The 20,179-nt window shown below is 59.7% G+C and carries 18 protein-coding genes; 14 read left to right on the top strand and 4 right to left on the bottom strand.

Going from position 1 to position 20,179, the window contains the following annotated elements; all coding sequences use genetic code 11:
* The first annotated feature begins 66 nt into the window (after positions 1-66).
* The 3 genes from DXD49_RS06570 (at position 67) to queA (ending at position 2,626) form a co-directional block, all read left to right on the top strand.
* Positions 67-636, top strand: coding sequence for a DUF3267 domain-containing protein (locus tag DXD49_RS06570; RefSeq protein WP_117794545.1), 570 nt, complete (start codon positions 67-69; stop codon positions 634-636).
* Between the two features lie 132 nt (positions 637-768).
* Entirely contained in the window at positions 769-1,341 is a 573-nt protein-coding gene (locus DXD49_RS06565) for an epoxyqueuosine reductase QueH (protein WP_117734471.1), read from the top strand.
* Positions 1,342-1,414: 73 nt separating this feature from the next.
* Positions 1,415-2,626 (top strand): tRNA preQ1(34) S-adenosylmethionine ribosyltransferase-isomerase QueA, encoded by a 1,212-nt coding sequence (gene queA / locus DXD49_RS06560; RefSeq protein ID WP_117742995.1) that lies wholly within the window; start codon positions 1,415-1,417, stop codon positions 2,624-2,626.
* Between the two features lie 238 nt (positions 2,627-2,864).
* Here the strand turns inward: queA and DXD49_RS06555 are convergent, their stop codons facing one another.
* Positions 2,865-4,622, bottom strand: coding sequence for a hypothetical protein (locus DXD49_RS06555; RefSeq protein WP_117794544.1), 1,758 nt, complete (start codon positions 4,620-4,622; stop codon positions 2,865-2,867).
* A 293-nt stretch (positions 4,623-4,915) separates the two neighbouring features.
* On the opposite strand from DXD49_RS06555, the gene DXD49_RS06550 reads away from it, so the two are divergent.
* The 5 genes from DXD49_RS06550 to DXD49_RS06530 all read left to right on the top strand — a co-directional run bounded on the left by DXD49_RS06550 (position 4,916) and on the right by DXD49_RS06530 (position 9,010).
* On the top strand, positions 4,916-5,716 hold the full coding sequence (locus DXD49_RS06550; protein WP_035137314.1) for an SDR family NAD(P)-dependent oxidoreductase: 801 nt from the start codon (positions 4,916-4,918) through the stop codon (positions 5,714-5,716).
* Positions 5,717-6,188: 472 nt separating this feature from the next.
* The gene (gene tgt, locus DXD49_RS06545; protein ID WP_117734474.1) at positions 6,189-7,328 is read left to right on the top strand and encodes a tRNA guanosine(34) transglycosylase Tgt; all 1,140 of its coding nucleotides are present in this window, start codon (positions 6,189-6,191) and stop codon (positions 7,326-7,328) included.
* Between the two features lie 198 nt (positions 7,329-7,526).
* A complete protein-coding gene (locus DXD49_RS06540) occupies positions 7,527-8,285 on the top strand; it encodes a TIGR00730 family Rossman fold protein (protein ID WP_117794543.1) in 759 nt (252 codons plus the stop codon).
* A gap of 114 nt (positions 8,286-8,399) precedes the next feature.
* Positions 8,400-8,699 carry a type II toxin-antitoxin system RelB/DinJ family antitoxin gene (locus tag DXD49_RS06535; protein ID WP_117794542.1) on the top strand — a complete coding sequence of 100 codons (300 nt, stop codon included), beginning with the start codon at positions 8,400-8,402 and terminating at the stop codon, positions 8,697-8,699.
* Positions 8,700-8,701: 2 nt separating this feature from the next.
* Entirely contained in the window at positions 8,702-9,010 is a 309-nt protein-coding gene (locus tag DXD49_RS06530) for a type II toxin-antitoxin system YafQ family toxin (protein ID WP_117734477.1), read from the top strand.
* A gap of 63 nt (positions 9,011-9,073) precedes the next feature.
* On the opposite strand, the gene DXD49_RS06525 is transcribed toward DXD49_RS06530, so the two are convergent.
* The 3 genes from DXD49_RS06525 to DXD49_RS09985 all read right to left on the bottom strand — a co-directional run bounded on the left by DXD49_RS06525 (position 9,074) and on the right by DXD49_RS09985 (position 13,689).
* Positions 9,074-12,058: a DEAD/DEAH box helicase family protein gene (locus DXD49_RS06525; protein ID WP_158564871.1), complete on the bottom strand. Its 2,985-nt coding sequence runs from the start codon at positions 12,056-12,058 to the stop codon at positions 9,074-9,076.
* Between the two features lie 741 nt (positions 12,059-12,799).
* The gene (locus tag DXD49_RS09990; RefSeq protein WP_147347837.1) at positions 12,800-13,282 is read right to left on the bottom strand and encodes a DegV family protein; all 483 of its coding nucleotides are present in this window, start codon (positions 13,280-13,282) and stop codon (positions 12,800-12,802) included.
* The gene (locus tag DXD49_RS09985; protein ID WP_158564869.1) at positions 13,189-13,689 is read right to left on the bottom strand and encodes a DegV family protein; all 501 of its coding nucleotides are present in this window, start codon (positions 13,687-13,689) and stop codon (positions 13,189-13,191) included. Before DXD49_RS09985 ends, DXD49_RS09990 begins: the two co-directional genes overlap by 94 nt.
* A gap of 157 nt (positions 13,690-13,846) precedes the next feature.
* Here DXD49_RS09985 and DXD49_RS06510 point away from each other — a divergent pair, with 157 nt between their 5' ends.
* From DXD49_RS06510 to pstB, 6 genes are all read left to right on the top strand, one after another.
* A complete protein-coding gene (locus DXD49_RS06510) occupies positions 13,847-14,509 on the top strand; it encodes an HAD hydrolase-like protein (protein WP_233539357.1) in 663 nt (220 codons plus the stop codon).
* A gap of 54 nt (positions 14,510-14,563) precedes the next feature.
* On the top strand, positions 14,564-16,000 hold the full coding sequence (locus tag DXD49_RS06505) for a M20 family metallopeptidase (protein ID WP_117794537.1): 1,437 nt from the start codon (positions 14,564-14,566) through the stop codon (positions 15,998-16,000).
* Between the two features lie 451 nt (positions 16,001-16,451).
* Positions 16,452-17,384, top strand: coding sequence for a phosphate ABC transporter substrate-binding protein (locus DXD49_RS06500; RefSeq protein ID WP_117794536.1), 933 nt, complete (start codon positions 16,452-16,454; stop codon positions 17,382-17,384).
* A 25-nt stretch (positions 17,385-17,409) separates the two neighbouring features.
* Positions 17,410-18,318, top strand: coding sequence for a phosphate ABC transporter permease subunit PstC (gene pstC / locus DXD49_RS06495; RefSeq protein ID WP_117735562.1), 909 nt, complete (start codon positions 17,410-17,412; stop codon positions 18,316-18,318).
* Positions 18,311-19,237: a phosphate ABC transporter permease PstA gene (gene pstA, locus DXD49_RS06490; RefSeq protein ID WP_199406657.1), complete on the top strand. Its 927-nt coding sequence runs from the start codon at positions 18,311-18,313 to the stop codon at positions 19,235-19,237. The genes pstC and pstA overlap by 8 nt, the downstream gene beginning before the upstream one ends.
* Complete coding sequence (gene pstB, locus DXD49_RS06485; protein WP_199568982.1) at positions 19,234-20,106, top strand: phosphate ABC transporter ATP-binding protein PstB; 873 nt, start codon at positions 19,234-19,236, stop codon at positions 20,104-20,106. The genes pstA and pstB overlap by 4 nt, the downstream gene beginning before the upstream one ends.
* Positions 20,107-20,179: the final 73 nt, after the last annotated feature.

The raw sequence follows: 20,179 nt of genomic DNA, 5'->3' as shown, positions 1-20,179 counted from the left end.
TGCATATCGTTCGACATTATCGCACATGCGGGTGGGTGCGTGGCAGGGGCGCTATCCTAAGATGCTATGAATGAGATTTCCAACATACATGCGTTTGAGGACGAGGATTTTCTGCACGCCTGCTTCGTGTGGGGGATGGCCGTGCTTGGCGTATTTGCCGTGTGCCTGGTGCCGGTGTTTATGCTGCTGGGCGGGCCTGCGGACTTGGATGCGGCCGAAGCGGGCGGCTGGATGGCGGTTGTGGGCTGGATGGTCGGTGTGATCGCGGTTTCGGCGGCGGCATTTGCCGTGCACGAGCTGTTACACGCCGCGTTTTTTAAGCTGTTGGCGCCTGCGGGCGCGCATGTGACCTTTGGGGCGAATCGCGAGACGGCGATGATCTACGCCTGTGCCGAGGGCGTTGTGTATTCGCGCCGGCGCTACATTGCCATTTGCCTGGCGCCCACGGTGATCCTGACGGCGGCGTTTGCCTTGGGGTTTGCATTTTCGGGCTATCCGCTGCTGTGCTACCTGGCGGCTGGCCTGCATTTGTCGGGCTGTGTGGGCGATTGGTATTACGTGTGGACCATTTTGCGCGACCGCCGTATTGTCGCCTGCGAGGACACGTCCTTTGGCGTGCGCTTTTTCGCAAAGTAGTCTTTTTGGGACGGGGCTATTTTGACTACTTTCCTGTTGATGCAGGTATTTGGAACTGCTTTACATCAAAAGTAGTCAAAATAGCCCCGTCCCAAAAAGACTACCCTGGGCAAAGATTGGGAGGAGATGTCCATGAAGCCGTTGTTGCTGCATGCTTGCTGCGCGCCGTGCTCGCTTGAGCCGGTTCGCCTGCTGCGCGAGGAGGGGTTTGAGCCCACGATCTGCTGGACTAACCCCAATATTCAGCCGCACGATGAATGGCGGCGGCGTCTGGACGAGCTGCGCCGGTGGTGTGCCGACGGCGACATCGAGCTTATCGAGGCCGGGGAGGACCGTGAGCGCTGGGAGGCCGGCGTGGCACCGCTGGGTGCCGATCGACCCCGTCGCTGTCGCACGTGCTATGCCCTGCGCCTGGCCGAGGCATGCCGTGTGGCTCAGGAGCGCGGGTTTGAATATGTAGGCACGACGCTCGCTGTCTCGCCCTATCAGCTGTTCGAAACGTGCAATGATGTGCTCGAGCGCCTGGCTGCCGCCCGCGGGCTCACGCCGGTGATTCGCGATTTTCGCCCGTATTATCCCGAGGCCACGCGTCGTTCGCGCGAGCTGGGCATGTATCGGCAGAACTACTGTGGCTGCCGCTTTTCGGCCGTCGAGGCGGCCATGGACCGCGCCCGCATCCGTGACGAGCGCAAAGCTTCCAAATAGTAGTTCTTTTGAGCTGGCAGCCTGCTAGGATGTAGAGCGGACTTTAGCTATATAAGGAGAATCCGACGTGTCTATGCGTACTGATGATTTTGACTATAACCTGCCCGAAGAGCTCATCGCCCAGGCTCCTGCCGAGCCGCGTGACTCCTGCCGCCTGCTGGTGGTGAATCGCAAGGGATCTGAGGCGGGAACGCCGCTGGAGCACGGCGGTACCGTTGAGCACCGTATCTTCCGTGACATCATCGACTATATCGAGCCGGGCGACGTACTCGTCATCAATCAGACGCGCGTGATGCCGGCCCGTCTGATCGGTCGCAAGGCGGGCTCGGGCGGCGTGGTCGAGACGCTGCTGCTTAAGCGCCGCGAGGACGTGGATCCACTGGGTCACGTGTGGGAGTGCCTGGTTAAGCCTGGCAAGCGTCTGAAGCCCGGCGCTCAGATTGAGTATCGTGCCGGTGGCGCCCATGCGCCCGAGGGGGCTCCCGTGGTGCTGACGGCCGAGGTCGTCGACTTTGTTACCGATAGCCGCGGCGGACGCCTGGTGCGATTTGAGCCGGCCGGTTGCAATGCCGCCGGCGACCCGCGCACGCTCGACGAGGCCATCCATGCTGCCGGCCACGTGCCGCTGCCGCCCTACATTACCGATTACGAGGGCGATCCCGAGAAGTACCAGACCGTCTATGCCATGAAGGAGGAGCACTCGGCTGCCGCCCCCACGGCGGGCCTGCACTTTACCCCCGAGCTCATGGCTGCTATCGAGGCCAAGGGTGCGAAGTTCGCCGCTGTCGAGCTCGAGGTGGGCATCGATACCTTCCGTCTGGTGGAGGAGGACGACCCCACGCAGCACGTCATGCACACCGAGCGCTACCACGTGTCGCAGGAGGTTGTCGACGCCGTGCACAAGGCCAAGGCCGAGGGTCATCGTGTGATTGCCGTCGGCACCACCGCAGTGCGTTCGCTCGAAAGCGCCTTTGATGCGGATGCCCCGGTGTTCGATCCGGCTGTGACGGCGCGCTATTTTGAAGGCCGCGAGGACGGCGCCGACACGCTCGGCCGCGGTGACATCGTGGTGCGCGAGAATGCGACGACACAGCTCTACCTCATGCCCGGCTCGACCTATCACGTGGTCGACGCGCTGATCACGAACTTTCACGTGCCGCGCTCTACGCTCATGATGCTCGTGAGCGCGCTTGCCTCCCGCGACCAGATCATGGATGCCTACGCCGCCGCCATCGAGGAGCGTTACCGCTTCTTCAGCTTTGGCGACGCGATGCTCATTTGTTAGTTACGCGGTTCTACGAACCGCGTAACCACCTGACGCTGCCAAAGCATCGGCCTTGCCTTGGCTATCAATGTGGCACTCATTGGGGACGTACTTAAATGAGTACCTGCGGAATGAGAGTGGATAATCTCCCGTTTTTGGCCCGTCTGCGGGCTCAAAGTGGGAGATTATCCACTCTCATCATTGATTAGTCGTTGGGGACGTTCTTGTTTGACTGGTCGTTTAAGAACGTCCCCAAAGACTACTTGCTCGCGAACAGCCAGACTAGGATGATCACGAGAACTACGGCAACGATGCAGACGATGGCGCCGGTGAATTTGATGCGGGAGTCGCGGGTACGCTCGCGCACCGCGTCCTCGGCGGCCTCGAGCTGGGCGACTTCTCGCTCGGTCTCGGCGTGCTCGGCTTTGTCTCGGGCCAAGGATCCTGCAAGCGACTCAGTGATCTCTGGGTGGTCGTGCACCTCGGTCGCCTGTTCGATGATCGACTGCGCATGTGCGGCATCTGCTTGGGCATTGGCGATGGTCTGCTCCTGGTCACGGCGTGCCTTGTCCTCGGCAGTGATCTTCTCGCGCAGCTCGCGCTGACGAGTCGCGGCGGCCGTTTTCGCCGTCTGCAGCTCGTCGCGCGCGGCATCGGCTTCGGTCGTCACGGCTTGGTGCGCGCGCTTTGCGTCGGCGATAGGGGCTTGAGCCTGCTCGACGGCCTGCTCGGCTGCGGCAAGCGAGTGCTCAAGGTCGGCGGTGATGCGCGGGACATCTTCTTCGGCTTTACGCAGGGCATCTGCCGTGTCGGAGATCTGCATCGAGAGCTCGCTGGTGCGTACCGTATAGTTGGCGGGATTTGCCGAGGGATTGCGTTGCAGCTCGGCATACTCATGACGCAGCGTCTCGAGCTGGGCGCGCGTGGCGTCGACGGTTTGTTGTGCGGCCGCAATGCCGGCGTCTCGCTCGGTCTTCACCTTGTCGCGGATGCGCTTGGAATCCTCAAGACGTCGAACGAGGCGGTTGCCGGTCTCGCGCGAGCTCGCCTCGCGGGCCTCCACGGCGTCGAGCGCGGCCTTCAAGCGGAGTTCAGTCGCGTCATCCTCTGTCTTCATTTGTTCGAGCTGGCCCTTGAGCTCTGTCGCCTTGGCGGCGTGGGCATCACGGTCAATCTCAGCGGCCGCTGCAGTCTTTTGGGCCGTGGCAATCGCCTGGCGCTGGTCGGCGACGATCTGGTCGTAGCGGCCTGCGATATCCTGGCGCGTCTCGAGTTCCTCGGCCTGATCGGCAATGCGCTGCTCAAGTTCGGCCAAGTGGGCGCGGGCGTCGGAAAGGGCCTTTTTCGCGGCGTTCATCTCACGCATGGCCGAGGCGCCCTGGGCGATAAAGGTGCCCACGGCGTTCGCAGTGTTCGAGACAGCGGTCCCCAGATCGCGGCTGGCCGCGGGGGCGTGCGGGGCGGTCGGGTGAGCGGCGTTCGCCGTGCCCGCATCGGGCGTCTGCGGCGTGGCGATGCTGCCGGTGCCGCCCTCGACCACAGAAAAGCCTGCTGCGTGCGGATCGACCGCGTCGGCGCCAATCGTGGGGTGCTCGAGCTGCAGGAACGAGGGCATGGTGCTGCCCTGGTCGGCGACCGGAGTCTCGCCGGGCACGAAGGTCGAGGCCGCCTCGGCGGCCTCCTCTTCCTCGGCATCAATCTCGGCATCGGCGACGGCGTCTTTCATCGCTTTGACAGCATCCATCATGGAGTCCATGACGGCATCGAGCTCTTCTTCCGAAGACACCTCGATGGGGCCCGCCGCCTGTGGTGCGGGTTCCGTGTCGGGTTCGGCATGGCTCAGCTCCGGCTGCTCGCTTTCGTCATGCTCGACAGTATCGTCTGTGTCTGTTGCCTTATCCGCACCGGCGTGCGCATCGGTGGAGGCGTCGACGCAGGTAGGAGTATCGCAGTCGTCGACGGCGTCTGCTGAATCATCAATATGCTGTTGAGTCTGGGGGTCCAGCTCGTCTGTCATAGGCATGTGCTCCTCATCGTTATTTGTCACCCTATGATAAAGTTTCGCGCCGACATCCCACGCGCCGCAGCAAAGTTTCAAAACGTGTTCGATGGCTCGATCTGATAACAATAACTCGGCCACTTTATCCAGTTTTTACTTGACAATCCCTTCGCCGAACGACGTGGTGCCGTTCGCCTACCGCGGTCTTTTATTTTCGCTTGAACACGCTAAAGTTACATTCCAGCTTTTGCGCGTGAATTTGGATGCGCGCAGTCGGCGGGCGTGTCCGCCGCGATTTGAAAGGACTTTATATGGGACTTTTCACTGGTAAGACCGTAATCGTCACCGGCGGCGGCAAGGCCACGCTTAAGGACGGCTCCGCTGGCTCCATCGGCTACGGCATCGATATCGCATTTGCCAAGGAGGGCGCAAACCTCGTCATTACCGGCCGCAACGTTGCCAAGCTCGAGGCCGCCAAGGAGTCCCTCGAGGCGGAGTACGGCGTCAAGGTGCTGCCTGTTCAGGCCGATGTCTCGGCTGGGCAGGACAACGAGGCCGTCGTGCAGAACGTTATTGACAAGGCGATTGAGGAGTTCGGTCGCATCGACGCCGTCGTCAACAACGCTCAGGCCAGCGCTTCGGGTGTGACCATCGCCGACCACACTATGGACCAGTTCAACCTGGCCATTTACTCTGGCCTGTATGCCACCTACCTGTACATGCAGAAGGCCTATCCGCACCTGAAGGAGACCAAGGGCTCCGTGGTCAACTTTGCCTCGGGCGCCGGCCTGTTTGGCAACTATGGCCAGTGCAGCTATGCTGCCGCCAAGGAGGGCATCCGCGGCCTGACCCGCGTCGCCGCCAACGAGTGGGGTCCCGACGGCATCAACGTCAACATCGTGTGCCCGCTTGCTTGGACCGCTGCGCTCGAGAACTTCCAGGATGCCTATCCCGAGGCGTTCAAGGCCAACGTCCACATGCCGCCGGCGGGCCACTACGGCGACGTCGAGAAGGAGATCGGCCGCGTGGTCGTTCAGCTCTGCGGCCCCGACTTTAAGTACATGAACGGCGAGACTGTCACCCTCGAGGGCGGCATGGGCCAGCGGCCGTAGGGTTACGCGGTTTTACCAAACTGCGTAACAGCTCGACGCTGCGCGGGCCGCATTTGGACAATCTGACGTTCAACTTCAAGGGCGCGACCAGAAGGTCAGCGCCCTTTCGTTTCACGTCACCTTGCCTCAAATGCGGCCCGCTCGCTGACTTATGCTCAACCTGCGGCGCCATTTTGCTTGAAGGCACCTTGCTCACTTTGGCGGGTTTTCGCTGGATGTAGTCGTTGGGGACGTTCTTAAATGACTAGTCGAAAGGGACGCTCTTGTCGGCACTTGGGGACAGTCCCTGAGTGCCGGCAGATTGGGGCGCTCCTTTGTCAGGCTGCCCTGAAGACTGTCCCCAACAGCTAGTCGTTTAAGAACGTCCCCAACGACTAGTCGTTTAATGCATCAGTTTCTGTCGAGTCGGTGCTTCTTGCGGGTTGCCCGTATAATGGTTTGCGTATGAGCCGCAACCAAGGAGTTCCAGTTTATGGATCAAAACCTGTTTAAATTCGACCTGATCGCCGAGGATCCGACGACGCACGCGCGTGCCGGTGTGCTGCACACCCCGCACGGTGACATCGAGACACCGATCTTTATGCCCGTGGGCACCAAGGCAAACGTCAAGGGCATCCCCACCGAGACCGTCAAGCAGCTCGGTGCGCAGATCGTGCTCGCCAACACCTACCACCTGTCTATGCGTCCCGGCGAGGACACCATCGCCGAGCTGGGCGGACTGCACAAGTTTATGAACTGGTATGGTCCCATTCTCACCGATTCGGGCGGCTTCCAGGTGTTCAGCCACAACGACGCCGTCAAGCTCACCGACGAGGGCGTGCGCTTTATCGTCAACGATTACGACGGCCGCCACGTGTTCTGGACGCCCGAGGACAACATGGAAATCGCCATGAAGCTTGGCTCCGACATCTGCATGCAGCTCGACCAGTGCCCGGGCTATCCCGCCACGCGCGCCTACGTTGAGCGCGCCGTTGAGCTGTCGAGCATGTGGGCCGAGCGCTGCTATAAGGCTCACACCCGCGATGACCAGGCGCTCTTTGGCATCGTTCAGGGCGGTATGCACCTGGACCTGCGCCTTCGCTCGCTGCGCCATCTGGAGGAGTGCGGTGACTTCCCCGGTTACGGCATTGGCGGCTACTCGGTGGGCGAGGACCACGAGACCATGTTTGAGACGCTGGCACCGCTCGCGAGCGAGTATATGCCCAAGCACAAGCCGCGCTATCTGATGGGCGTCGGCAACCCCACCACCCTCGTGCGCGGCGTGGGCGTGGGCATCGACATGTTCGACTGCGTGCTGCCGACGCGTACCGGCCGCATGGGCACGGCGTTTTCGAGCGAGGGTCGCCTCAACTTCCGCAATGCCCGCTTTGCGCACGACGACGGCCCCATCGATCCCACCTGCACCTGCCCGGTATGCACGGGCGGCTACAGCCGTGCGCTCATCCGCCACATGGTCACGCAAAAGGAGATGCTCGGCGGCATTTTGCTCTCGATGCACAACATCTACTACTTGCTCAACCTTATGCAGCAGGCTCGTCAGGCCATTATCGAGGGCCGTTACGGTGCGTTTGTGAGCGACTGGATGAACAGCCCTGCGGCGGTGGATTACTAAGAGCTCCGGGCTCGCTTACGAGCTGTTCGCGGCCGGCGGCGGGCATTGCATTCGCTGGCATCGGCTGCGCGACCGCTGACCGATGGCTTGCAAGCACTTGATGCATCGTGGGTACCATACCGAATGGTTGATGTTCGGGCGGGTGTTTGGCGCATGGCGTCGACCCCGCCCGTTTTCTTTTTCTCGATAGGAGTACCCATGATTAAAAATGAGAACGTCGAGGGCGAGCCTGCCTACGACGAGACGTACCGACGCGGTCCCGTGGTCATGCGCGGCCCCATGATTCCTAAGGACAACACCTACGCCAACCTGCTGGCACCCGAGGAGTCGACCGACTGGCTGCATGCCGATCCGTGGCGTGTACTGCGCATTCAGGCCGAGTTTGTCGACGGCTTTGGCGCGCTTGCCGAGCTCGGACCTGCGGTGACCATCTTCGGTAGCGCCCGCACGCCCAAGACCGATCCGCTCTACAAAGCGGCACGTACCGTCGGGCGCAAGATCGCGCAACGTGGCGTGGCGGTCATCACAGGTGGCGGCCCCGGCATCATGGAGGCAGCCAACAGGGGAGCGGCGAGCGCCAACGGCAAATCGGTCGGCTTGGGGATCGAGCTCCCGCACGAGCACGGGCTCAACAAATACGTGAACTTGGGCATGGACTTCCGTTACTTCTTTGTGCGCAAGACCATGTTCGTCAAATACAGCTCGGGCGCCATCGTGTTCCCCGGCGGTTTTGGTACGCTCGACGAGATGTTCGAGGTCCTTACGCTGGTGCAGACGCACAAGGTCAAGCGCATGCCGCTCGTGCTGGTGGGCAGCGAGTACTGGCAGGGCCTGTTCGACTGGCTCAACGGCCCGGTGATGGACGCCGGTATGATCAGCCCGCTCGATCCGGATCTAGTACACATTACCGACGACCTCAACGAAGCCGTCGACATTGCGCTCAGCGGGTTGATATAGGGCGAGCGTGCCCACCGCGACATGAATATGCATGGCAATCTGATGCTTTCTAACGTCAGGTTGCCATTTATATTGGGTATACTGATGCAAAAAACGAGGGCGAGGAGGTCGCGTATGTCTACTGCAACGGTTAAGCCTACGACGGTTCGCATCGAAGAGGGGCTCAAGGAGCAGGCGACCGAGTTCTTGGATTCGGTCGGCCTCAGCCTCAATTCCTATCTCAATCTTGCCGTTCGGCAGCTTGTAAATCAGCGAAAGATTCCTTTTGAGATTGTAGGAAGGGCGGAGGCGCCCAACGAGGCGACGAGGCGTGCCATGGTGATCGCCGAGGCTCATGAATTGGGGATTCTGCCAGACGACAGCCCGTCATTCAATAACGCTGATGAGCTTATATCGTTCCTCGATGAGGGCTAGCGATGTTTGAGATTGAAATCGAGGCTCAGTTTAAGGCGGATTACAAACGGACGATGCGCATCCATCCGCAGCTAAAAACCGAGTTTAAGGCGGCAGTTGCAGAGCTTGCGGCTCACGGCTCGCTTCCCGCGGAATATGGTGCCCACGAGCTTTCAAACCCGGGCGGCAACTACAACGGTCACATCGATTTCCATCTATCCGATGGCTTGGTCGACGTGGTCGTTCTCTATTTGCCGCATAAGACTAATCCTGTGATCCGGTTGGTCAGAATGGGCTCGCATGACGAACTGTTTCAGGGTTCGCACGGCTGATTGCTCGCTTATGATTCGCGAGGGAATAGTAATTGATTCACGAGCGATTGAGCAAGGCAGCTCCTATTCCACCGCAACAGCTGGGGACGTCCCGTTCGTGGCTGCGACCTCCGGTTCTCCTCTTCGCTGGATTTCGCTTAAAAGCTCGGCTGCAACTTCGCTGCTTTTGAAACGGATGCTGCAGTCTTCTTTCTTAGGAAAAGCCAGTAATGGAATAGCTCCGTACCAGACGGTTTCCTCGTCAATTACTGACGCGCACAGGCGCCCTTCGGCTTTGATGGAATAGTCGACGTTCATCTCGGCAAAAATCGCTTTTACGTCATCGCGCGGAGTCGAGGCAATTGAAATCTCAAGGGCAATCCCACGGACAATAGCGCTCGTGAGCGCGGCGGCGAGCTTCGCGAGGCATGCGGCGGATGCGTAGGGCGCGGCAATAAAAATGCTTTTCGTTGCGCTTGCGATGTCGTCCGCTAAAGCCTCCACGGCTGTTGCCGACCTAACGAGGATGTTTCGATCGGCCTGTTTGTTGTCATTTGCTGCAAAGACTTCATACCCCAGCTTGGCATAGGTCTTGAGTCTCTTCTGGTACATACGCGCGAGCATGGGTATCGACAAATCAACATAGTCGAATATCTCAACCCGCTGCTTGCCCTCGTGACTTCTATGTAGTCTGCCTGCCTGCTGCGTTATGCTGCCGTCCCAAGATATCGGTGTGGCAATGAGCAGAGTGTCAAGGTAAGACAGGTCGAAGCTCTCGCCCAGAAGGCCTTCGGTTGCGATGATAATTCGATGCTCATGCTCGAAGCCGGGAAGGCTGTTCAGTATTGCCTTTCTTTCTTTGGCGTCGATTTCTCCGGTTAAGAGTATGGGTTCGTGTCCGCGGCTTTGAAGCAGCCTACATAGCTCTTCGGCATGTTTTTTCCTTTTGGATAGCACAAGCGAATGTCGACCGTTTGACGCGGTATCGAGGGCATCGTCGACAATTGCTTCGTTTCTCGCTGTGTGCGCACACAGGAGATCGAGAACTTGATTAAAGGACGCCCCTGGTTTGTAGGCGGGTAGTCGAACTCCGGTAAAACGCGGCCTAACAACGCGCTGAATTCCCTGTTGGATTGCTTGCGTTTTTGGATCAATGACATGGCGAAGCGGGCCGCAGAGCATTGAGAGTGCTCGCGTGAGTCCGTCCGAGCGTTCGGGCGTCGCAGAAAGGCCGTATACATATTTGGCTGGAGCGGACTTGAGGACAAGCTCAAGCTGTGGTGCGGCTGCATGGTGACATTCATCACAGATGACGAGGCCGTAATCACGAACGAACTCCTTGGCTATTGGTTCTCCGGTCTGGGGGTCCTTGCTGGACAGAGACTGGAATGAAGCAATGTCGATGAGATGGCTTATGGTGGTTTTACCTCCTCCGATTTGGCCAATGAGCGGCGGCTGCCTTTTACTGATTCGTCCTTTTGGGGTTCGGACTGGCTTTCTGTTATCAGTAATGTCGATAAACCGTTCGAGCTGGGATTTCCATTGGGCAATGAGCGCAGTCTTGGGAACGATGACGAGCGTTGGAAGACCGATGGTAGCAATAAGATAGGCTCCGATGACGGTTTTGCCGAAACCCGTCGGTGCAGACATGATTCCGTCTTCATAGCCGAGCATCTGTTCGGCGGCAATTTGCTGTTCAGGGCGAAGAGTCCCTTTAAATGCCATCACAATTGGATTGCCAGACTTGCGCTTGTCAGAATAGTGGGCAGCAACGCCGGCTTCTTGAAACAGCCACTCAAGCTGAGCCTTGCAGCCTCTGGGAATCGCGACGCAGCTGTCTCTAAGTTCGCTGAGGTCTATGTACCGCGGTTTGCCGAATACCGATTGATGCATAGATTGCGCGCGGAAGAATTCTGGGTTGGCAAATGTTGCAAGCCTGCGAACTTCCATTTGAGCTGCGGGACTCAGAGATTTTTCGGGGATATAGAGCATATCGGCCTGCGTGACGGACAGCGATGACGGGAAGTCCTGCGGCGTGAGCGGAAGCCGCTTTCGCGGCCTCTGAGAATGTGGCGCGGCGGTGTTTCCCACCACTGCAGCAGATATTCCATGCGGTTTATTGTCGATGCTCTCAATCAGATTTTGCACCGTTGCATGTGGAATCAGCTGAATTTGCGAAAGGTAAAGCCATTGATCGGGAAAGGGCTCAAATTGCTCGTCAACAAATACACTGTTCCCTTTTCGCTGCGCTTTTCCTTGAAAAGGCAGTGCTATGAGATTTCCAAAGCCGCCCTCAGGAATGGTGGACTGCGCGGGCAGCATCCGGTCAAAAGCTTCAAAGGTGATTGTCTTGTTGAGCGCCGCTGCTTCGGTGATAAGGCTGCTTCCAAATTCTCGTGCGATCTTTGCGCTGGTGAGCTCTAGGAAGAAAAACCAGACATGTGTGCCGTTACCTGATCTCGATCGCTCGACCGCAGCATCGATTCCATGGTTTTTTGCGACACGCCGAATGGCGTTTGTCGCTTCTTTCCAATCGGCTCCGTCAAAGTCGATGACCAGGACTTTTGTATTGCTGTCATTATCGAGAACATATTGACCTATGACGTCTCGGAGTCTGTCGTCACTGCCCTTGAAATGGGAGATGATCGCGGTATCGCTCAACTCGGGGAAGACGCGGTTGCCACATTCAGCGCATTTGGTTTTCTGACGATTTGCTTTGGGACAAATGCCTGACTTCCACTCGTTTGCGCAAGCGGGCGTATAGCCGATTCCCCCGTCTTTTCTGCGGTACCCATGGGCGTAAACATCTTTGCGGCCAGTAAAGAGATTGCGAAAGAGCTCGAGTTTGTCGCGCGCTGGACTCGCACTGGTGACGATACCCTCGACCTGCGTCCGTCTATCGAAAGATGTGCCAGCTTTCTCCCATTCTTCGAGCGTTGCGTAACGGATGTCTGGGCCATTGCTGCAGATGACGATTTGGCCGTGCGGCTCAGATACATGAACGACTGCTTCCTTGAATTGGAATACCGTGTCCCCGATGAGGGCGTATTGATGCGTGACGGTGCTCATGTAAATGCCGTTCTTGTTGGGGTTCATTAAAATGAGAGTACGTTATTTTGGTTTTTTGGGCATCCGATTCTGATTTTGGTTCGGTGATAGTGGAGTGCGGCTCCGTGAGTGGTGTTTGGCTGGTGCTAAAATATGTGGCAGCTGTTATTGAGTGGGTTTTAGCGGCTGCGGGGCGAGCTGGAGATCCTGGGAACTGCCTTCGAATAGGACCGGTGGGCAAAAAATGGCAAATATGAGTACTGTTGTTGCGACAGTATCATATCATCTGTAAAGTATTTAAGACCAATCGAGTGAAATCGAATATAACCAACCCTCTAAACATGACGATTTGGGGCATTATGGCGCTCGAAATTGGCGGTGAGATGCAAATTCAGCCAGATTTCGGTGCTACTAAATTTGTAGCAGTACTCATATTTGCCATTTTTTGACCAAGGGGTATCGCAAGGGGGTTGGATAAAGCATCGATCGCCTGCAATGGCTCAATTGGGCAGTTGTGCGGCAATTGAGTTGCGGCGTAATGGGAAGCTATTCGCAGCCTTTCGACTAAAACGGTCCCTTTACCGCCGCCATTCCTAAAGAGATGCCGGCGCGCCTTAAGTTGGGGCGTGCCGGCGTGATGGCTTTGCTGTGGCTGGGTGTACCTCGGCTGTTCGACTGTCCCAGCTTGTCCTGTCTAGCTAGGCAGACCTTTCTTAGCGTTTAACGTTTGCCCAGATAAAACCTGCCAAAATAAACCTGTCCCTAATTGGCAGGTTGGTAGCGGGGGCAGTAGCTGATGGCGATGGCATCGACGCCTACGTGGGTGGCGATGGTGCAGCCGATGGGACCGGTGCCCGCATCGACGCAGTCCTGGCCCGCGAGCGCCTGGTTGACGAGCTCTTGCTCTTCGACGGCGCCGGTTGTGAGCACGCGTACGCTCGCGCCCGGATGCTCGGCCAAAAAGTCGAGGCAATCGGCCATGGTGTTGGCAACGATGCGCTTGGCGCCGCGGCCCTTTTTGATGACTTTGATCTCGCCCGATTTCCACTCCGGCGAAACGGCCAGGCGAATGTTGAGCATCTGCGTGAGGTGGCCGGCAAGCTTGGGCGCGCGGCCGTTCTTGACGAGGTTCTCGAGTGTGCGGGGAATCACTAGCAGGTGGGCGTCGGGCAGCGTCGCGCGGATCTGCGCCTCGGTCTCGTCCAAGCTGCGGCCGTCATCGCGCATGGCGAGCGCGTATTCCACCAGCAAGCCCTCAGCGCCCGAGCCGGTGCGCGAGTCGACGCAGCGCCCGAGCCGGTGCGCGAGTCGACGCAGCGCACGTCGAGCTCATGGGTGTCAGCCACCAGACATGCGTTGGCGTAGCAGGCGGACCACTCGCTGCACAGCGAAATGAAGATGGCACTGTCGTGGCCGTCGGCGAGCACGCGGTCAAAGAGCGCCTTGAACTCGCCAGCGCTCGGCTGCGAGGTGTGCGGCAGCTGCTTGGAGCCGGCCATGCGGGCGACGTACTCCTCGGCGGTAATCTGCACCTGGTCGAGCAGGTCCTCGCCTTCGATAATCACATGCAGCGGAATCACGTAAATGCCGAGTTCTTGGGCGCAGGCGGGGGAGATGTCCGACGTGGAGTCGGTTATGATGGCAAAAGACATAATTGCACCTTTCGTCGGGGCGCTTGTGCGCCGCCTTCTGAGAGCAAAGTGCGACAAGTATAGTGGAGTCATTCCACATTGCTAGGTTTAATTGTTGAATAGTCAACAGTTCTTAATGTTGGTGTGGAAATCATCAATTGGGGAAGAGGGGGTGCCGGTGGAGGCACTGGAGATAGGTAAGCGCTCGGTCGTGCTGTTCGATTTTGACGGTACGGTGGCCGATACGGGCCGGGCGGTGATGACCTCGACGCGCAAAACGCTTGCTGTGCGCGGGTTTTCGGAGGCGCAGATGGGCGACCTGCGACGCATGATCGGGCCGCCCCTGTGGAAGAGCTTCCACGACTTTTACGGCTTTACGCGTGAGGAGTCGCTCGTGGTGGCCGACGAGTACCGTGCCTTTTTTGACGAGCTGGGTCCGGAGGAGTATCCCGTGTTCGATGGGATCCCCGCGCTGCTCGATGGTCTTGCCGCTCAGGGACATCGCTTGGCCGTGGCGACCTCTCGTATGGAGGCGAAGTGCATCGACATGGTGCATGAGCTGGGGCTTTGCCAGTTCGAAGCCGTGGTCGGCATGAATCCTCCGCAGGGGCGCGAGACCAAGGCCGATTCGATCCGCGACGCCCTGGCGGCGTTAGGCGCGCGCGCCGACGATGCCGTGATGGTTGGCGACCGCTTTAACGACGTCGAGGGCGCGCACGCAATGGGCGTGCCGTGCATCGGCATCTATTCGGGCGCGGCGGCGCCGGGCGAGCACGAGGCGGCGGGTGCCGACGCAGTGGTGCACTCGGTGGCCGAGCTTGCTAAACTTTTCGCTATCTAGGGACTTAATGTGAGGGGCGGGCGTGCTCGCCGCTCATTGGTAAGGAGGTCGTCCATGAATCAGGTGGAGCAGAGTGTTGCCGAGTACGTCGACGAGGTCTGGGAGGACGTCGTCGCCGATATCGAGCAGCTGGTGAGCTACCCGTCTGTTGCCGTTGCTGCCGATGCGGAGCCCGGTGCGCCGTTTGGCCGCCCGGTCCGTGACGCGCTCGATTGCGCGCTCGGCATCGCACAGAACCTCGGCTACCAGACGAGCGACGACGAGGGCTATGTGGGCATTGCCGATATCCCCGGTCGCGGCGACAAGCAGCTCGCGACCATCTGCCACGTGGACGTGGTGCCCGCCGGCCCGGGCTGGAACACCGACCCGTTTGCGATGGAGCGTCGCGAGGGCTGGCTGCTCGGCCGCGGCGTGATCGACGACAAGGGTCCGGCGGTACTGTCGCTCTACGCCGGCGCCTATCTGCTCAAGCACGGCATTACCCCGCGCTATACCTTCCGCGCCCTGCTGGGCTGCGATGAGGAAGTGGGCATGTCCGACGTTCACCATTATCTGGAGAACCACGCGAACCCCGACTTTTTGTTTACGCCCGATGCCGAGTTCCCGGTCTGCAATGCCGAGAAGGGCCATTTTGGGGCGACGTTCGTGAGCTCCAAGATTGACGGCGGGCGCATTGTGTCCTGGGGCGGTGCCGAGGCGAGCAACGCTATTCCGTCGCAGTCTATCTGCGAGCTTGCGATTGCCGCCGATGAGCTGCCGGCGCCCGTTGAGAACGCCGGCCGCCTGGAGATCACGGCGCTCGAGAACGGCCATGCCCGGATTTTCGCGCACGGTATCGGTGGCCATGCTTCGATGCCCGAGGGGACGATCAACGCCGTTGGCCTGATCGTGACGTACCTGCGCGAGGTCGAGGACGCGTTTGCCGCACGCGACGAGCGCTTGCTGACGCCTGCCGAGCATGAGTTTGTCAAGTTTCTGGCCTTTGTACATGCGGATGCCTATGGCCGCGGCCTGGGTATCGACGCGACGAGCCCCGCGTTTGGCCCGCTCACGTGCAACCCCGGTGTCATCCGCGTGGCGGATGGCCACATTGAGCAGGTCATCGACGTGCGCTTCCCCGATAGCACGAGCGCCGATACCATCCGTGGGCAGCTCGAGCCGCTCGTGGGCCGCTTTGGCGTGACGTATCGCGTCGGCCGCGCCAAGGTACCGTTCTCGGTCTCTGCCGATGATCCGGCCGTGAAGGCGCTTATCGATACCTATAACGAGTTCACCGGCAAGCATGCCGAACCCTTTGCCATGGGCGGTGGCACGTACGCACGCAACTTTGCCCGCGCCGTGTCGTTTGGCCCCGAGGAGACCGGCCTGGAGCTGCCCGCATGGGGTGGCCAGATGCACGGCCCCAACGAGTGCGCCAACGAAGAACAGCTCAAGCAGGCGCTCAAGATCTACATCGTGGCGATCCTGCGTCTCAACGAACTCGAACTTTAAGGTTACGCGGTTTTACCAAACCGCGTAACGGGTCGACGCTGCAAACGCCCCTAAGCGGCAATCTGACGTTCAATCGTCGGTCGCGTACCAAAGTACGCTTCCCTCCTCTTTCACGTCACCTTGCTCGCTTAGGGGCGTTTTCGCTGACTTATGCTCAACCTGCGGGGTTTCCAAGGTAGTCGTTGGGTGTTCTTAAATGGCTAGTCAAACAAGAACGTCCCCGATGACTAGTCGTTTAAGAACGTCCCCAATGACTACCTTGTAAAAGGTGGACCATGCTTGTCGGCGGGTTTGTTATTTGTTTGTAAAGCTGAACCGCGCTTGCGGTAAGGGTCTATCAAATGCCCGTAAGAAAGCGCAGTTGGCGCGGGCGTTGCCTGGTCGGGAACGTATCTTTCCATACAGCAAAGCGGGCAGGGTGCCCGCGAGTCGCATGTATGAAAGGAAGATCATGCTCGATCAGGCTTATTCTCGTCGTCAGTTCCTCGGCCTCGCTGGTGGTCTTGCCAGCATCGTCGGTCTCGGTCTCGTTGGTTGTGGCGGTTCCAATGCCGCTGACACCGCCAAGGGCAGCGTCGCCGCCGAGTCCGTCTCCGGCGAGGTGACCTACGACGGCGCCTCTTCGTTCCAGGCTCTCGTCGAGGCTGCTGCTGAGAAGTTCATGGATGCCAACCCCGACGTTTCCATCTCCGGTTCGGGCAACGGTTCGGGCAAGGGCCTGACCGCTGTCGCCGCCGGCACCGTCACCATCGGTAACTCCGACGTCTTCGCCGAGACCAAGCTCGAGGCCGACCAGGTCAAGAACCTCGTCGATCACGAGGTCGCCGTCGTGGGCATGGGCCCCGTCGTCTCCAAGAACGTGACGGTCGACGATCTGTCCCTCGAGCAGCTCAAGGGCATCTTCTCTGGCCAGATCACCAACTGGAAGGAGGTCGGCGGCGACGACGCCACCATCGTCGTCCTCAACCGCAAGGCCGGCTCCGGTACCCGCGCCACCTTCGAGGCCGCCGTCTTTGGCGACGAGGCCGTCGACTTTAAGGGCGACGCCGAGCTCGACAAGTCCGGCGACGTCCAGACCCAGATGGCCAGTACCGACAACGCCATCTCCTACCTGGACTTCTCGCACTTCGACGACTCCAAGTTCAACGCCGTCAAGGTCGAGGGCGTCGAGCCCAAGAGCAAGAACGTCACCGACGACTCCTTCAAGATCTGGGCTACCGAGCACATGTACTGCGCCAAGGACGCAGACGAGGCCACCAAGGCCTTCCTGGACTTTATGCTTTCCGACGACGTCCAGGGCAAGCTTGTCGAGGAGCAGGGCTTTATCCCCGTCTCTGCCATGAAGGTCGTCAAGGACGCCAGCGGTAAGGTCTCCGCTAAATAGGTAATCGCCCCCGGAAAGGTTTGCAATGGCAAAACAGCTGCCAAAGCGCGACCTTGAGAACGTGGGCCTGGGCGTCACGGGCGCGTGCGTAGCGCTCGTGACGCTTGTTGTTGCCGCGCTTATCTTCATGGTCGCCCAAAAGGGCCTCTCGGCTTTTGTTAAGGATGGCGTTTCGGTCGTCGAGTTCTTCACTGGTACCAAGTGGGACCTGGCTAACACAGCCGAAAACGGTCTGCCTTACACCGGCGCCCTGCCCCTGATCGTCACCTCGTTTGCGGTCATGGTACTCTCCACGCTCATCGCACTGCCCATCGCTATCGGCTCTGCCATCTTTGCGGTCGAGATCCAGCCTAAGTTTGGTTCCAAGGTCTTTCAGCCGCTTATTGAGCTTTTGACCGGTATTCCCTCGGTTGTCTTTGGCCTGATCGGCTTTCACGTGGTCGTCGGCCTTATGAAGAGCGTTTTCCACGTAAGCACGGGCTTGGGCATCTTGCCCGGCGCCATCGTGCTGGCCGTCATGATCCTGCCGACGATGACCACGCTTTCGGTCGATGGCCTGCGCGCTGTGCCCGATAGCTACCGTCAGGGCTCGCTCGCGCTGGGCTACACCCGCTGGCAGACCATCTGGCACGTGGTGCTCAAGTCCGCCATGCCGTCGCTCATGACTGCGGTCATCCTTGGCATGACGCGTGCCTTTGGCGAGACGCTCGCCGTGCGCATGGTCATCGGCGGCATCGAGGCCATGCCGACGTCGCTGCTGTCGCCGGCGTCCACCATCACCACCACGCTCACCACGTCCATGGCGGTCTACGCCGAGGGCTCGGCCCAGGACGACGTCCTGTGGGCACTCGGTCTGCTGCTGATGGGCATGAGCCTCATCTTCATCCTGATCATCCATCTCATTGGCCGCAAGGGGGCGAAGGCTCGTGGCTAGCACGCGCATCCACATCGACGAGGCGAGGCTCGGGCGTGTCCAAAAACAGGATCGCATCGCCACGGGCGTGCTGACGGCGATCGTCGCCATCGTCATGCTCATCGTCATCTCCATGGTGGCCTATATCCTGTTCGAGGGCATCTCGACGCTGTTCCAGCCGGGCTTTCTCACAGAGCCGTCGCGCGCCAACGGAACGCAGGGCGGCGTGCTCTACCAGCTGTTCGACTCGTTCTACCTGCTGCTGATCACTCTGATCATCTCGGTGCCCATCAGCCTAGGCGGAGCGGTCTTCCTGGTTGAGTACGCGCCGAACGGCCCTATCCGCGACATCGCCTCTACCGCCATCGAGACGCTGTCCTCGCTGCCTTCCATCGTCGTCGGCATGTTCGGCTTTCTGGTGTTCTCGGTGCAGCTGGGCTGGAAGTACTCCATCATCTCCGGCGCTGTCGCGCTCACCATGTTCAATATCCCCATCCTGGTGCGCGTGATCCAGCAGGCGCTCGAGGACGTGCCACAGGCCCAGCGCGATGCATGCCTGGCCATGGGCCTTACCCGCTGGGAGGCCACGCTGCACATCCTGATTCCCGAGGCCATGCCCGCCATCGTGACCGGCATCGTGCTTTCGGCCGGCCGTGTGTTTGGCGAGGCCGCAGCACTGCTCTTTACCTCGGGTATGAGCTCGCCGGTTCGCCTGAACTTCTTGAGCTTTAACCTGTCGAGCCCCACCTGTGCCTGGAACGTGTTCCGCCCTGGCGAGTCGCTCGCCGTGCATATCTACAAGATCTATGGCGAGGGCAGCCCCGAGGCCCAGCAGATCGTCTGGGGCACCGCGGCGCTGCTGATGATTTGCGTGCTGCTGTTTAACGTAGTCGCCCGTATCGTGGGCAAGCAACTGGCAAGGAGGATGACGGCCGAATGAGCGAGATGAGCACAACGCCCGCAACCGAAGCAGCATCGTCCGAGACCCGGGACTTCCTGTCGAGTGTGGGGGAGAGCGAGAAGCGCGTGCGCGTGAGCGGCAAGGCCGCGAGCGACGAGGTCGTGCTCTCTACCAAGGACGTCAACGTGTACTATGGCGACCACCATGCGCTGTACGACACGTCGCTCGACTTCCACAAGGGCGAGATTACGGCGCTCATCGGGCCTTCGGGCTGCGGTAAGTCGACCTTTTTGCGCAGCCTCAACCTTATGAACCGCGAGATTCGCGGCTGCCGCGTGGAGGGCGAGATTAACTACCGCGGACGCAATGTGAACACCAGGACCGAGAACACGTACGAGCTGCGTCGCTCCATTGGCATGGTGTTCCAGCAGCCCAACCCTTTCCGCAAGTCCATTCGCGACAACATCACGTTTGCGCCAAAGCGTCACGGCATTACCGACCGCGACGAGCTTGATCGCATGGTCGAGGAAAGCCTGCGCGGTGCGGCGCTGTGGGACGAGGTCAAGGACAAGCTCGACAAGAGCGCCTGCGCGCTTTCGGGCGGCCAGCAGCAGCGTCTGTGCATCGCGCGCACGCTGGCGCTCAACCCAGACGTGATTCTGTTTGATGAGCCCTGTTCGGCGCTCGACCCCATCTCGACGCTGGCGATCGAGGACCTGATGTCTTCGATCGTTGCCGACCGCGCCATCGTCATCGTGACGCACAACATGGAGCAGGCGTCGCGCGTGTCCAATCGCACGGCGTTCTTCTACATGGGCGATATGGTTGAGTACGACGAGACCGACGAGATTTTCCAACGGCCCAAGGATAAGCGGCTGAATGATTACCTCACCGGCATGTTCTCCTAGTCCGGGACATGCTTGAGGCCCGTGGCGGCCATGGTTGCCGTGGGACTGATTGGAGAGGCGGGTCATCTCTTTT

This window comes from Collinsella sp. TM05-38 (genome assembly GCF_003466445.1).
In the GTDB taxonomy this organism is placed as follows: domain Bacteria; phylum Actinomycetota; class Coriobacteriia; order Coriobacteriales; family Coriobacteriaceae; genus Collinsella.
Note: the sequence above shows the minus strand (reverse complement) of the source record. Positions and strands in the feature narration are given on the sequence as shown.

Excerpts from the sequence above, each read along its gene's own strand:
- DXD49_RS06525 (WP_158564871.1), bottom strand. The coding sequence starts at position 12,058 with ATGAGCACCGTCACGCATCAATACGCCCTCATCGGGGACACGGTATTC.
- queA (WP_117742995.1), top strand. The coding sequence starts at position 1,415 with ATGCGTACTGATGATTTTGACTATAACCTGCCCGAAGAGCTCATCGCC.
- DXD49_RS06555 (WP_117794544.1), bottom strand. The coding sequence starts at position 4,622 with ATGACAGACGAGCTGGACCCCCAGACTCAACAGCATATTGATGATTCA.
- DXD49_RS06530 (WP_117734477.1), top strand. The coding sequence starts at position 8,702 with ATGTTTGAGATTGAAATCGAGGCTCAGTTTAAGGCGGATTACAAACGG.
- DXD49_RS06500 (WP_117794536.1), top strand. The coding sequence starts at position 16,452 with ATGCTCGATCAGGCTTATTCTCGTCGTCAGTTCCTCGGCCTCGCTGGT.
- DXD49_RS06535 (WP_117794542.1), top strand. The coding sequence starts at position 8,400 with ATGTCTACTGCAACGGTTAAGCCTACGACGGTTCGCATCGAAGAGGGG.
- DXD49_RS06540 (WP_117794543.1), top strand. The coding sequence starts at position 7,527 with ATGATTAAAAATGAGAACGTCGAGGGCGAGCCTGCCTACGACGAGACG.
- pstC (WP_117735562.1), top strand. The coding sequence starts at position 17,410 with ATGGCAAAACAGCTGCCAAAGCGCGACCTTGAGAACGTGGGCCTGGGC.
- DXD49_RS06565 (WP_117734471.1), top strand. The coding sequence starts at position 769 with ATGAAGCCGTTGTTGCTGCATGCTTGCTGCGCGCCGTGCTCGCTTGAG.
- DXD49_RS06550 (WP_035137314.1), top strand. The coding sequence starts at position 4,916 with ATGGGACTTTTCACTGGTAAGACCGTAATCGTCACCGGCGGCGGCAAG.
- tgt (WP_117734474.1), top strand. The coding sequence starts at position 6,189 with ATGGATCAAAACCTGTTTAAATTCGACCTGATCGCCGAGGATCCGACG.
- DXD49_RS06570 (WP_117794545.1), top strand. The coding sequence starts at position 67 with ATGAATGAGATTTCCAACATACATGCGTTTGAGGACGAGGATTTTCTG.
- pstB (WP_199568982.1), top strand. The coding sequence starts at position 19,234 with ATGAGCGAGATGAGCACAACGCCCGCAACCGAAGCAGCATCGTCCGAG.
- DXD49_RS06505 (WP_117794537.1), top strand. The coding sequence starts at position 14,564 with ATGAATCAGGTGGAGCAGAGTGTTGCCGAGTACGTCGACGAGGTCTGG.
- DXD49_RS09985 (WP_158564869.1), bottom strand. The coding sequence starts at position 13,689 with ATGTCTTTTGCCATCATAACCGACTCCACGTCGGACATCTCCCCCGCC.